A 13,243-nucleotide genomic window follows, 5' to 3' on the forward strand; every position below is an offset into this window, starting at 1 on the left:
GGAGTCTGGGCCCGGGAGGTCGATGATGAAGATCGCATCCGTCATCGCGCGCCAGCTGCTGGACTGCAAAGCACGGCCCCTGCTCGAGGTCGAAATCACCACGGACACCGGCGTTGTCGGCCGCGGAGCCTCGCCGACCGGCAGCTCGGTGGGTTCGCATGAGGCGTTCGTGCTGCGCGACGGCGACCGCACCCACTACAACGGGCTCGGCGTGCACCGCGCCATCGCCGCGGTGGCCGACGAAATCGCCCCGGCCCTCATCGGCGCCGAACTCGACGATCCGCGCTCCCTGGACCGGGTCATGATCGACCTCGACGGCACCCCGGACAAGCGCCGGCTCGGCGGCAACGCGATCTACTCCACCTCGATCGCGCTGCTGCGGGCGGCCGCCGCCGCGGCCGGCACGCCCACCTACACCTACCTCGGCGCGCTGCTCGGGCTCGAGCCACCGGCGACCGTCCCGGTGCCCAGCTTCAACATGATCAACGGTGGCCACTACGGCGATGTCTACCAGACGTTCAGCGAGTTCCTCGTCGTGCCCTATCGCGCGGACTCGATCGAAGCCGCGGTCGAAAAAGGGGTGAGCCTGTTCGAGACGCTCGGCGAGGTGCTCACCGAACGGCTCGGCCGCGCGCCGATGCTGGCGTCCTCGTATGGATACGTCGCGCCGTCCGGCGACCCGCGCGTGGTCCTGGAGGTGCTGGCCGAGGCCGTCGAGCGCGCCGGCTGCGCCGACATCATGGCGTTCGCGCTGGACTGCGCGTCCAGCGAGGTCTACGACACCGACTCCGCGACATACGCGTTCAACGGCGAACGGGTGACGGCGGAGGCGTTGATCGACTACGCCCGGGCGCTCTCGCAGGAGTTCCCGATGCTGTTCATCGAAGACCTGCTGGACGGGGACGACTGGGCCGGGTTCGCCAAAGCGGTGCAGGCGGTGCACCGTTCCATCATTCTCGGCGACGACCTGATCGTCACCAACCGCGCCCGCTTGCAGCGGGCCGTCGAGACGTCCGCCGTGGACGGTTTCATCCTGAAGCCCAACCAGGTCGGAACCATCGCCGAAGCCCTGGACTGCTTCGAATACGCCACGCAGAACGATGTTTTGGCGATCCCGTCCGGCCGCTCCGGCGGGGTCATCGACGACGTGGTGATGGACCTGGCGGTGGGGCTGGGGGCACCGTTTCAGAAGAACGGCGCACCGCGTTCGGGCGAGCGCATCGCGAAGCTCAACTTTCTGCTGCGCGCGGCCGAAGGCATCCCGGACTGTGCGCTGGCCGACGTCGCGGCGCTGGCGCGGTTCTGAGCGCTCGGGTCATCTGGCGGCGAACAACGTGAGCTCGGCCGCCACGGCCGTCCCGCACACCGCCAGCACGATCGAAAGTGCCAGCCAGTCAGCAGGTTTCGGCCGCGACGGGGCCGCGGAGATCTGGCCGGTGCCACCGCGGGCGGTGATGGCATCGCCCATCTCGTCGGCGCGGCGCAGCGTCACCGTGATGACCGCGACGACCACGTCGATCACGTCCGCCGCCGGTCGGCGCAGCCGCGCCCAGCGACTCTGCGGCGCCCGCTTGGGCCGCAGCCGGCGCGCGGCGAACAGCACCCGGAATTCGTCGATGAGCATCGGGAAGGTGCGCAGCGCCAGCGCCAACGCGACCGACCAGTCGTCGACGGGGATCCGCAGCGGCCGCAGGAAGCGGCCCAACGTGGCGACCGCCGGGGCGATCTGGGCGACGTTGGTGGTCCACGACACCAGCGCGCCCAAGGCGAGCAACACCACCGACAGCGCGGTAAGGCGCAAAAAGTCCAGCAGGCCTCCGAAGCCCAGTGACACCGTGCCCAGCTGGACCCTCGGGCTCCCGCCGGCGAAGGCCGCGTTGACGCCGACGATGACCAGCACGACCCACAGCCAGCGCGGCACCGACGGCAGCACCCCCCGGGGGATGCGCGCGAGCCGGATTCCCGTCACCGCCAGCGCGCCGGTGAGCCCAATCGCGACCCAGCCCGGGAAAAACGTCAACAGCAACGAGATACCAAACGCCACAAGCAGTTTGGTGCCGGCCCACAGCTCGTGGATGGGCGAGCTGCCCGGCACCGGCCGCAACAGCACGACGGGGCGCCGGCGGCCGGACGACCGCTTGGCCGCAGCGGCGATGGCCACCGTATTGTCCTGGGCCTCAGCCGGTACCGGCCGCAGAGAACCGTCGTGCAGGTGCAGGGTGCGCGGACAGAGCTCCTCAAGCCCGGCGAAGTCATGCGAAATGACCACCACGGTCAGGCCGGTATCGCGGCGCCGCTCGGTGAGCAACTGGACGAGGCCGCGCTGACTGGCGGCATCCAGCCCCGCCAGCGGCTCGTCGAGGATCAACACCCGCGGCGATCGCGCCAGCAGCCCGGCGAGCACGACGCGACGCATCTGGCCGCCGCTGAGCTGGTCGATGCGGCGCCGCGCCAGCCCGGCATCCAGGCCCACGGCGGCAAGCGCCGCGGTCACCCGGTCGTGATCGGCGGGTGAAAACCCGGCCGCCGAGGCCACTTCCAGATCGACCCGGCTGCGCATCAACTGCAACCGTGCCGCCTGGAACTGCAGCGCGACGACGCCCACTTGATCGGCGGTCGGGCGCCCGTCGAGCAGGCAGGCACCGCTGGCCGGCGCGGTCAATCCGGCCATGATCCACGCCAGCGTCGATTTGCCGGAACCGTTTCCGCCGTGGATCAGCAGCCCGTCGCCCTGGTGCACGGTGAAGCTGACATCGCGCAGCGCGGTCTGGGCCCACGGCGTGCCGCCGGCGTATTCGTGTCCGACGTGGACGAGTTCGAGCACCGGGGCGCCGGCGTCCAGACCGGTGGTCACCGTCGGCGCCGGGGCGGTCGCGCTTCGCACCAGGTCGATGTCGAGCGACGCGTCGCCGAGTTTGATTGCGCGGTCGGCGTATTCGGCCTCGTCGTTGTAATGGGTGATGTGCACCAGCGCTGTGTCGTGGCGTTCGGTCAGGCCGGACAGCACGGCCAGCAGTTTCTCCCGGCCCTGCCGATCGACCATGCTGGTGACCTCGTCGGCGATCAGCAACGCCGGCTCGCGCGCCAGCGCCGCGGCCACGGCCAGGCGCTGCAGCTCTCCGCCGGACAGGCTGCCGGTATCGCGGTCGGCGAGTGCGGCAAGGCCGACCTCGCCGAGTAGCCGCTCGATGTCGGTGCTCTTGCCGGGCGGCAGTCCCCAGACCACGTCGTCGGCGACCCGGGTGCCCAGCACCTGGCTCTCCGGGTGCTGCATGATGACCGCGGTGCCCCCGGGCTCGCCGAGCCCGACCGCCCCGGGACGGTCGACGGTGCCCGACGTCGGTTCGCGGCCCGCCAGGATCAACATCAGCGTCGTCTTCCCGGAGCCGTTGGCGCCGGTGACCGCGATGTGCTCACCCGTTCGCACGTCCAGGTCGACCGCGTGCAGCGCGTCGTGCTCGGCGTGCGGGTAGCGCAGGCGCACCTGGTCCAGTCGCACCGGGACGGGCCGGATCGGTCCATCACCGGCGGGCGTGTCCAGCTTGTGCACGTCGGGAATTCCGCGGAGTCGCTCCAGCACCCGGGACAGCGCCCACCAGCCGACCAGCGAGGCCCCGACGGTGGCGAACACGGCGTATCCGAGGACCAGCCATTGCCAGTACTGCAGGGCCTCGGCGAAGAACGCCTTGAACTGTTGCGCGGGCGGACGCAGTTGCGGCACCCGCGACACCACCGTCGAGGCGCCGTTGACGGCGGCGCTGGCGGCGTGGAAGGCGAGCTGCCGGAACCGGGTCAGGACGGTCAGCGCGACGACCATCCCGGCGCCGACGACGACGCCCGCGCCGGAGGACACCACGACGACGGTGGGCGTGCCGCGGTGGTGGCGCTTGACGGTGCCGGCCAGGCCCCCGACGTAGGCGCAGAGCCCGATCGCACCCAAGCCGCTCAGGCCGACGACCAGGAAGCCGATCACACCGGCGGCGACCGTCGCGGTGATCAGGACGCGGATCCGGTAGCGATAGGCCAACAGCCCGGTGGGCACGCTGCCGAGCAGGCCCAGCCCCCCGCCGTGCGGAAGGACGACCGCGATGATGGCGATCGCCGCGCACAGGGCGCCCATCACCGACGCTTGCGCCAGTTCGCCGGGTCGCAGCGATCCGGCACGCGTTTTCGGCGTTGCAACGCCGGGTGCCTTCACGACACGATTATGCCCGCGCTCGCCGGTGCGCCCGGCCACGCTCTCATCAGATCTTCAGGTAGCCCTTGTCGGCGGGAATTTGCGCGGCCGTCACGAGTGAGGACGCGTCGCCGGCGAGCCAGACAACGATGTCGGACACCAGGTTCGGGTCGGCGAGCGAGTCGGTGGGCAAGGCGCCGGGGGAGAAGCTGTGAATGTAGGTCTGGTTGTCGGCGAACAACTGCCACATCGAGGGGTCGTTGCCCATCGGCGTGTCGGTGCCGTACGGGTGCACCGAGTTCACCCGGATGCCGTAGCCGCCGAGTTCGACCGCCAGTGAGTTCGTCAGGCCGACCACACCGAACTTGCTGGCGCAGTAGTGACCGCAGCCCGGCACGGCCTTCACGCCCGCGGCCGAGCTGATGGTGATGATCGAGCCGCCGTTGCCCGCCCGGATCATCGCGGGCACAGTGGCTTTGATGGTGTTCCAGACGCCGGTCAGATTGGTGTCGAGGACGTCCTGCCATTGCTGAGTCGAAATCTCCCACAGGCGGCCCCAATTCAGCACGCCGGCGTTGGCGACGACGATGTCGAGGCGGCCGAACTGGGCGATCGCCTCGTCGACGATCCGCTGTTGCCCCGCCGCGTCGCGGACATCGACCTGTGCGGCCAGCATCTTGCGGCCTTCGCTTTCCACCAGGCTCGTCGTTTCGGCCAGGTCCTCCGGCGTCGATGCCGGGTATCCGTTGTTCGCCGCGACCGGGCCGCAGGCGTCGATGGCGACGACGTCGGCCCCGGCCCGGGCCAGCCGCACGCAATGCGAACGGCCCTGCCCGCGTGCGGCGCCGGTGACGAACGCGACCCGGCCGGCCAGGGGTTTGTCGTTGTCGCTCATGCGGTCTGGGCCTTTCGTCAACGCTGCGGGAGCGGGCGGGTACGCACCAGCGTGGGCCACCAGAACCACGGCCCGAGGATTCGCAGTATGCACGGCACGACGAACGAACGCACGATCATCGTGTCGAGCAGCAGGCCGATGCACACCGTCGATCCCACCTGACCGACGGTGCGCAGATCGCTGGTCAGCATCGCCAGCATGGTGAACGCGAACACCAAACCCGCGGACGTCACCACGCCGCCGGTGCTGCCGAGCGCGCGGATCAGGCCGGTGTGGATTCCGGCGTGCAGCTCCTCTTTGACACGAAGGATCAACAGTAGGTTGTAGTCCGACCCCACCGCCACCAGGATGATGAACGTTAGCGGCAATACCAACCAGTGCAGAGGCAGGCCGATCAGGTGCTGCCAGACGAGTATGGAGAGCCCGAACGCCCCGGCGTAGGAAAAGGCGACGGTGCCGGGGATGACGACGGCGGCCATCAGACTTCTGGTGAGGAACAACATGATCAAGAAGATCAGCACGAAGGCGGCGATCGCCACGATGAGCAGATCGGACGCCGCGTATTGCTTGATGTCCTTATTGGTTGATCCCGAACCACCGATGTAAACCTTCGAGCCGGCCAGCGATGTCTCTTTGAGCGCCACCGTGATCGCGGTGGGGAACTGCTCGACGTGCTGCACGCCTTCCGGGCCGTTGGCGTCCCCCTCATGGGTGATGATGAGCCGGGCGGCCTTGCCGTCCGGCGACATCAGCAGCTGCATACCGGTTTTGACATCCTCGTTGTCGAACCCCTCGTGTGGGATGTAAAAGAAGTCGTCGCTGCGGGATTGGTCGAAGTCCAGGCCCACATTGATCTGGTCGTCGAAGGTCTGGTCGGTCTGGGTGGACTGCAGAGAGGACTGGCCATAGGTGCTGACCAGAAGAGAGGCCAAAGCGTCCGAGTCGTCGGCCGTGAGTTTGAGCTGCGTGATGATCTGCGGCAGGGTCTTGTCGATGACCTCGAGAGACGTTACGGCGTCCTTGATGTCGTCGGCCATCTTGTCCAGGCCGTCGATCGACTCGAACAGCGACCTGAATGCGTAGCAGATGGGAATGTCGAAACAGTGCTTCTCCCAATAGAAATAGCTGCGCATCGGCCGGAAGAAGTCTTCGAGGTTGGCAAGGTTTGACCTCAACTCGTCGGTGACCTTTTGCATGTCCTCCATGGTGAGGACCGTCTTGTGCATCTCGTCCGACATCGTTTGGAAGAAGCCGATCTCTTTGCGCAAGACCGCGACCGTGTGCTGCGTAATCTGTGCCTGCTCGTTCGTATTTGCGTTCTGCTGCTTGGTGAACGGGAGCTGTTGACCGCTCCCGCTGCCTTGGGTGGTGAACAGGTAGGGGATGGTCGCGTGCTCCAAAGCTCGGCCCATCGGCCTGGTGATGCTCTGCACCATCGCGACGCCGGGAAGGCGTGCGAGAGCCTTGGCCGCTCGGTCCAATGAGATGAAGTCCGCCGAGTTTCGCAAGTCGTGATCCGACTCGATCATCAGCATCTCGGAGAACAGCTTGCTCTTCGGGAAGTGCCGATCGGCCGCCTGGAAACCCAGATTGGCGGGGGAATCGTGCGGTTGGTATTGGCGGTCGTCGTAGTTCTGCCGGTACGTCGGCACGAAGATCGCCCCGAGCAGAACGGCAGCGGCGCTGGCGAAGAGGATCGGCACCGGCCACCGCACCACGCTCGTTCCAAACCGCCGATACAGGTGGGCCTTGGCCTTGCTTCTCGGGTCGAAGAGCCCGAAGAGGCTGCCGACGGTCAAGAAGGCCGGGCCCAGTGTCAGCGCCGCCGTGATGGTGAACAGCATGCTGATCGCAACGGCCGGCCCCATGGTGTGGAAGTAGTTAAGTCGTGCGAAAGTCAAGCAGTAGCACGCCCCCGCGATCGTCAGCCCCGAGCCGAGAATGACGGGAGTGACGCTCTTGTAGGCGGTGTAAAACGCCTGCTCGCGGCTTTCGCCATCGTGTCGCGCCTCGTGATAGCGGCCCATCAAGAAGATGCCGTAGTCCGTCCCCGCGCCCAGCGTGAGCGCGACGACGATGTTCACGGCGAATGACGAGAGCTCGATGTACCCGAGATGCCCCAGGGTGGCGATAACCCCCTTCGCGACCAGCATCTCGAACAGAACTCCGGCCAACGGCACGAACAGACTGACGATGGAGCGGTAGACCAGCAGCAACATCGCGATGATCAGGAAGATCGTCACGATGGTGATGTTGTTCAGGCTCGAATTCGCAATGGCGACAGTGTCTTTGGCGAGCGGGGCCGCGCCGCTGACATAGACCTTGAGCCCGGGCGGCGGAGCGACCTTGGCGACGATATCCCGAACGGCGGAAACGGACTCGTTCGCTTGCATCTGGCCGATGTCGCCCGCGAGGCGCAGCAGCACGTATGCGCACTTGCCGTCGAGGCTCTGGGCCCCTGCGGCGGTGATCGGCTTCCCCCAGAGATCCATCGCATACTGCACATGCTTGGGGTCTTGCCTGAACCGGCGTATCAGATCGTCGTAGTACCGATGATCCGTGTCGCCCAGCGGCCGGTCGGCTTCGAGCACGATCATGGCCAAGCTGGTCGAATTGGACTCGTGGAACTTCGCGCCGATCGACAGCAACGCCCGCTGCGACGGCGCGTAGTGCGGGACCAGCGGCCCCGCGAGCTCTTCAGCGACCCGCTCGACCTGCGGCATGAAGGTGTTTGTCGAGACGGCGAGCAGGCCCCAAAAAGCGATGATCGGTATCGCGAAGATGCGGACCATTCTGGGGACGAAGGGTCGTTTCACCCGAGGCTCCGCCTGGTGCTCGCTCATGCCGATTTCACCAGGCAAAAGACGTGAGCGTCCTGATGGGCATCGGACTGTTCAGCGCGGACAATGCCATTCACCCGCAGCCGGCAGCCGACCTGACCACCATGAACCTGTGCCGAGATGCTGCCGGACACCACGGTCAGTGTGGTCGCCTCCGTGTGCGACCACGGCAACGTCGTGAGGTCGACCTGATGTGGATGCCCGTTGATGTCCACCCAGACGAGCATCCCGCCCTCGCCGAGGTTGCCGAACAATTCGTACGTGAGCCGTTTGATACTGAACTCCGGAGGTGCTGCCGGCTCATTGACCGTGATGACCGGCGGGGGGTTGGAGAACTCGTGGACCTTCACCATGGCCACCGCGCCCACGCTGACCACAACGACGGCGACCAAAGGCATCCAGACTCGCGCCAAGACGGTCCGGCCGACCGAACGAGGGCTCACTCGATCACCGGTCCCATCGTCGTCACGCCTCGCTCCTGCCGTCAGGTCAAATGCAAATAGTAGACGGTCGTGTGCTCAAGGGACAGTGATGGGGCCAAACACGCCTCGGGTTGCCGTCAAGACATTTTCTGCAATCGCCGCTTCAACCTGGCGCTTCGCAGGATCTGAGTGGTGAGGTTGACCGACGCCAGCATGGGAAACAGCCCCAGAAATGTCCGCTCCGACGGCGTCGCACCGTGCAAGTGGTACAGACTGCCGAACACATAGAAGCAGCCCAGCGAGAACAGGGCAGCCGGGATGCACAACGCCAGCAACGAGCTACGGTTCGCGAGGAGTTGCTTCGCATAATCCAACTCGTCCTGCGACATCGGTTGGCGTTTGCGCACTTTCGTCACAACCGCTTTGGCGCTTCCCACTTCTTCACCCGCGGGGGTGGTCGGCCGATCACCCAAACGTTTGATGAATACCGCGGCGACGGAAGCGAACACCAGCGCCAGCGCGAGGGCCAGCACGGTCAGCAGGCCATATAGACTTGAAATCATTCTCCAGTCCTTGCTTCGCCGTGGGACAGCCGAAGGCTCGCGAAGAACGCTACCCCAACGATCCGGGCGCAGCGCTTTCTTCAGTCCCGGTCCTTGACCACATCCCGCACGATCAACACCACCAGGACGATCAGGGCGAGCGGCACCAGCAGTTTGAAGACGATCGACGCGTGGCTGTACAGCAGGCCGTAGGCGACCGCTCCGATCACCACCATGACAAGCAGGATGGCGCGGTTGATCTTGTCCGTACTCATGGAAGGAACCTAACTTTCCGAGCTACCCGACGTTGTGTCAAAACCCGAAGTCGCCACCGCCGGAATCGGACCCGCCGCCGAAGTCCGAACCGCCGCCGAAATCGGAGCCGCTGGAATCCCAGCCACCGGAGTCCCATCCGCCGCCAAAACCCACGTCGGCGCCGCCGGAGTCCTGGTACCCGCCGGTGAATCCCACGTCGGCCGGTGGGCTGTCGTAGCCCGCGGCCTGTCCGCCGTCATAGCTGTAGCTGTTGGCATCCGCGAAGGCGGAGTCGCGGCCGGCCTCGAAGCCGCGCTCGTAGCCGCCGCCCCAATGGTCGTCGAGCAGCGCATCCATCAGCAGCACGTCGGTGAGCGCCCACGTCCAGCCCGGGCCCCAGAACGCATACGGGTAATAGCCGGGGTAGAAGAACATCCCGTTGTGGTAGCCACCGCCGTAGTAGTACGGGTAGCCCGGCTGCGCCGTGGTGCTGTAGTTGTTGTTGTTGATCGTCACCGATTCGCCGGTGTCGGGGTTCTTGGTCCGCACGGTGGCCTGCTTGCGCTCGTCGGCCGGCACCGAGGTCACGGCGGCAACGTCGGGCCTGGGTTGCCGGGGGTCGAGCTTCCGGTTGGCCTTGGCGACCGTGGACTCCACCACCCGAAGATGCGCCCGCGCGGCGCCGTAATCGCCTTTGTCGTAAGCCTTTCGGGCGTCGTACAGGCTGGAGTTGGCTTTCAATGACTCGGCGCTGACATCGGTGCCGCTCTCGCTCAGCACCGCGTTGTCGAGGTCGCTGACACTCGACGTGGCCGCAATCAATTCCTGCTTGATCTCCTCACGCGCCTCGGAGTTCTTGCGGTGCTTGCGGTTTCGGCCCACGGCGAACCAGAGCAGGCCGGCCATGGCCATCCCGATGCCGGCGATGACCAGCGTCACCTTCAGCCAGGCCCAGTCGTCGTGCTTTTCGTGCGCGACGGGAGACGTGGTAACCGGAGCGCGCGGGGGCGCGCTGACACTCGCCAGCTTGCCGACGAAGGCGCTGGTCGCGGCGTACGGGTCGTTGCGATGATCTTTCGCCGACTGATTCATGAGTTGATCGACGTTGTCCGCGATGACCCTGGGCACGTTGTAGGCGCGCACGTGATAGCCGCGCGAGTCGATCACCAGAATGACCCCGCTGAATCCGGCGTTGCGGGCCAGCATCGCGTCGTGGACGGCGTCGGGCGTGGTCACGCCGCTCTGCGCGGGCGACACCGCCGCGACCCAGACCGGCGGACCCGAACTCCACGTCCACGAGCTGGTGAGGATCTGTTCGTTCAGCTTGTCGGGGTTCTGCAGCGGCGGTCTGGCACCCGGGTCGACCACCACGTGCCTCTGGGCGTCGAACCTGTTCACCAGCTGATCCGTGTAGCTGTCGGCCGACGCGGACGGAGCGAGCAGTAGCGCCAGCACCATGGTCAACGCAGCCAGCGTGAGGCTGCGGAAGCGTAAGGTCACATCTCTCCTGCGGTCGTTGCGTGAGCGCCCACCCTAGTCCGTTTCGGGCGGCTCTGCCGCGCAGCCGGCTCGCGCTGGTTACCGGGGCGGCCGGCCAACCGCGTGCCGGATCTGCCCGGTCATCGCTAGATCTTGACCGTCAGCGGCCAGACGTTCCAGATCTCGTCGCAGTACTCGGTGATCGCGCGATCCGACGAGAACTTGCCGCTGCGCGCGGTGTTGAGGATCGACATCTTGGTCCACGATTCCCGGTCCTGCCACGCCGCGCCGACCCGCTCCTGGCAGTCCAGGTAGGACGCGTAGTCGGCGCACACCAGGAAGGGGTCGTCGTAGCGCAGGTTGTCCACCAGGGGCCGGAACACCTCGGTGTCACCGCGCGAAAACGTGCCGGCGGCAATGAGATCCAGCACCGCACGCAGCTCGCCATCTCCAGCTTGGGGGCCGTCGATGTAATCGGCCGGGCGATAGCCGTCGGCCTTGACCGCCTCGACCTGCTCCTCCGTCAGGCCGAACAGGAAGAAGTTCTCCGGCCCGACCTCGTCGCGCATCTCGACGTTCGCCCCGTCCAGGGTGCCGATGGTCAGCGCCCCGTTGATCATGAACTTCATGTTCCCGGTGCCGGAGGCTTCCTTGCCGGCGGTGGAGATCTGCTCGGACAGATCGGCGGCCGGATAGATCATATGGGCGTTCTGCACGTTGAAGTTCGGCACGAATGCCACCTTCAGGAATCGGTTCACGTCCGGGTCCGCGTTCACCGTTTCACCGACCGCGTTGATCAGCTTGATGATTCGCTTGGCCAGGAAATATCCGGGAGCGGCCTTGCCACCGAAGATGAAGGCGCGCTGCGGGATCGACAGGCCCGGATTCTGCTTGAGCCGGTGGTAGAGCGCGACGACGTGCAGGACGTTGAGGTGCTGGCGTTTGTATTCGTGGATGCGCTTGACCTGGACGTCGAACATCCAGTCCGGGTTCAGTTCGACGCCGGCAACCGACTGGATGTATTTGGCCAGGCGGGACTTGTTGTTGCGCTTGATGTCACGCCACTCGCGCCGAAAGGCGGCGTCGTCGACGAACGGCTCGAGCCCGCGCAGGCGGCCCAGATCCGTCAACCAGCCGTCACCGACGGTGCGGTCCAGCAGTTCGCGAAGCCCGGGATTGGCCAGGGCGAGGAAGCGGCGTGGCGTCACACCGTTGGTCTTGTTGCTGAACCGCTCCGGCCACATCTCGTAAAAGTCTTTGAGCACGCTGCTTTTCAGCAGTTCGGAGTGCAGTGCGGCGACCCCGTTGATGGCGTGGCTGCCGACGGTGGCCAGGTGCGCCATCCGCACGCTCTTGCCGCCGTTCTCGCCGATCAGCGACATCCGGGCGACGCGGTCCTCGTCGCCGGGGAACCGGGCGCGCACCTCGTCGAGGAACCGGCGGTTGATCTCGTAGATGATCTCCAGGTGGCGGGGCAGCGACTCGGCGAACATGTCCAGCGGCCAGGTCTCGAGCGCCTCGGGCAGCAGGGTGTGGTTGGTGTAGCCGAACGTCGCAACGGTGATGTCCCACGCCTCGTCCCAGTCCAGCTCGCGCTCGTCGACCAGCAGCCGCATCAGCTCGGCGACCCCGATCGAGGGATGGGTGTCGTTGAGCTGCAGGGCAAACCGCTGCGGAAGTTCCTTGACGGACACGTCGGCGAGGTCGTCCATGATGTGCAGCACGTGTTGCAGCGAGCAGGACACGAAGAAGTACTGCTGCAGCAGGCGCAGCCGCTTGCCGGCCTCGGGCTCGTCGTTGGGATAGAGCACCTTGGTGACGGTCTCGGACGTCACCTCGTCCTCGACCGCCTTGTAGTAGTCGCCGGTGTTGAAGGCCTCCAACGCGAACGACTTGACGGCGCGCGCGCTCCACAACGTCAGCACGTTGCACGTGTTGACGCCGTAGCCCTGGATCGGTGTGTCGTAGGCGGTGCCCTTCAGCAGCCGTCCGGGCACCCAGCGGACGCGGTCGTGGCCGGCCTCATCGGTGTAGTGCTCGGCGTAGCCGCCCCACTTGACCAGAAAGCTGACGTCGGGTTTGGCGATCTCCCAAGGGTTTCCGTTGTCCAGCCAGTTGTCGGTCTGCTCGACCTGCCAGCCGTCGTGAATTTCCTGATCGAAGATGCCGAATTCGTAGCGGATGCCGTAGCCGATCGCCGGGCGCTCCAGGGTGGCCAGCGAGTCCAGGTAGCACGCGGCGAGCCTGCCGAGGCCGCCGTTGCCCAGCCCGGGCTCCTCCTCGCAGGCCAGGATTGTGTCGAGGTTCTGGCCCATCGCCGCCAGCGCCTCGCGCGCGGCCCGCTCCATCTGGAGGTTCAGCAGATTGTTGCCCAGTTGCGGGCCCATCAGGAATTCGGCGGACAGATAGCAGGTCACCTTGCGCCCGAGGTCGAGTGAGGTCTGCGTCGAGGCCACCCGGCGGTCCTGCATGCGGTCCCGCACCGCCAGGGCGAGCGCGCGGTAGTAGTGCTCGGGGCGCCGGGCCGCCGCCGGGCGCCCGATCGAGTAGCGCAGGTGGTCGTTGATCGCCCGCTGCAAAGCGGCCGCGCCCATTCCGGTGCGCGAGTGCTCGACCAGGTCGGCCCGGGTGGG

General features: G+C 66.5%; 9 protein-coding genes. 1 reads left to right on the plus strand and 8 read right to left on the minus strand.

Going from position 1 to position 13,243, the window contains the following annotated elements:
• Positions 1-22 precede the first annotated feature (22 nt).
• Positions 23-1,306: a phosphopyruvate hydratase gene (gene eno, locus B9D87_RS26220; protein WP_040630847.1), complete on the plus strand. Its 1,284-nt coding sequence runs from the start codon at positions 23-25 to the stop codon at positions 1,304-1,306.
• Positions 1,307-1,315: 9 nt separating this feature from the next.
• Here the strand turns inward: eno and B9D87_RS27870 are convergent, their stop codons facing one another.
• The 8 genes from B9D87_RS27870 to B9D87_RS26255 form a co-directional block, all read right to left on the minus strand.
• Entirely contained in the window at positions 1,316-4,198 is a 2,883-nt protein-coding gene (locus B9D87_RS27870; protein ID WP_040630844.1) for an ATP-binding cassette domain-containing protein, read from the minus strand.
• A gap of 46 nt (positions 4,199-4,244) precedes the next feature.
• Positions 4,245-5,072: a mycofactocin-coupled SDR family oxidoreductase gene (locus B9D87_RS26230; protein WP_007772703.1), complete on the minus strand. Its 828-nt coding sequence runs from the start codon at positions 5,070-5,072 to the stop codon at positions 4,245-4,247.
• A gap of 17 nt (positions 5,073-5,089) precedes the next feature.
• Positions 5,090-7,915: an MMPL/RND family transporter gene (locus tag B9D87_RS26235; protein WP_040630841.1), complete on the minus strand. Its 2,826-nt coding sequence runs from the start codon at positions 7,913-7,915 to the stop codon at positions 5,090-5,092.
• Positions 7,912-8,310, minus strand: a complete 399-nt coding sequence (locus B9D87_RS26240; protein ID WP_040630838.1) for an MmpS family transport accessory protein — start codon at positions 8,308-8,310, stop codon at positions 7,912-7,914. Before B9D87_RS26240 ends, B9D87_RS26235 begins: the two co-directional genes overlap by 4 nt.
• Before the next feature lie 161 nt (positions 8,311-8,471).
• Positions 8,472-8,897, minus strand: a complete 426-nt coding sequence (locus tag B9D87_RS26245) for a hypothetical protein (protein ID WP_007772698.1) — start codon at positions 8,895-8,897, stop codon at positions 8,472-8,474.
• An 80-nt stretch (positions 8,898-8,977) separates the two neighbouring features.
• The gene (locus B9D87_RS27165; protein WP_007772696.1) at positions 8,978-9,151 is read right to left on the minus strand and encodes a hypothetical protein; all 174 of its coding nucleotides are present in this window, start codon (positions 9,149-9,151) and stop codon (positions 8,978-8,980) included.
• 37 nt (positions 9,152-9,188) lie between these two features.
• Positions 9,189-10,631 carry a hypothetical protein gene (locus B9D87_RS26250; RefSeq protein WP_007772694.1) on the minus strand — a complete coding sequence of 481 codons (1,443 nt, stop codon included), beginning with the start codon at positions 10,629-10,631 and terminating at the stop codon, positions 9,189-9,191.
• Between the two features lie 125 nt (positions 10,632-10,756).
• Positions 10,757-13,204, minus strand: coding sequence for a glycogen/starch/alpha-glucan phosphorylase (locus B9D87_RS26255; protein WP_052002546.1), 2,448 nt, complete (start codon positions 13,202-13,204; stop codon positions 10,757-10,759).
• Positions 13,205-13,243: the final 39 nt, after the last annotated feature.

It is taken from the genome of Mycobacterium colombiense CECT 3035 (assembly GCF_002105755.1).
Classification (GTDB): domain Bacteria; phylum Actinomycetota; class Actinomycetes; order Mycobacteriales; family Mycobacteriaceae; genus Mycobacterium; species Mycobacterium colombiense.

Excerpts from the sequence above, each read along its gene's own strand:
- B9D87_RS26230 (WP_007772703.1), bottom strand. The coding sequence starts at position 5,072 with ATGAGCGACAACGACAAACCCCTGGCCGGCCGGGTCGCGTTCGTCACC.
- B9D87_RS27165 (WP_007772696.1), bottom strand. The coding sequence starts at position 9,151 with ATGAGTACGGACAAGATCAACCGCGCCATCCTGCTTGTCATGGTGGTG.
- B9D87_RS26235 (WP_040630841.1), bottom strand. The coding sequence starts at position 7,915 with ATGAGCGAGCACCAGGCGGAGCCTCGGGTGAAACGACCCTTCGTCCCC.
- eno (WP_040630847.1), top strand. The coding sequence starts at position 23 with ATGATGAAGATCGCATCCGTCATCGCGCGCCAGCTGCTGGACTGCAAA.
- B9D87_RS26240 (WP_040630838.1), bottom strand. The coding sequence starts at position 8,310 with ATGCCTTTGGTCGCCGTCGTTGTGGTCAGCGTGGGCGCGGTGGCCATG.
- B9D87_RS26255 (WP_052002546.1), bottom strand. The coding sequence starts at position 13,204 with ATGGGCGCGGCCGCTTTGCAGCGGGCGATCAACGACCACCTGCGCTAC.
- B9D87_RS26245 (WP_007772698.1), bottom strand. The coding sequence starts at position 8,897 with ATGATTTCAAGTCTATATGGCCTGCTGACCGTGCTGGCCCTCGCGCTG.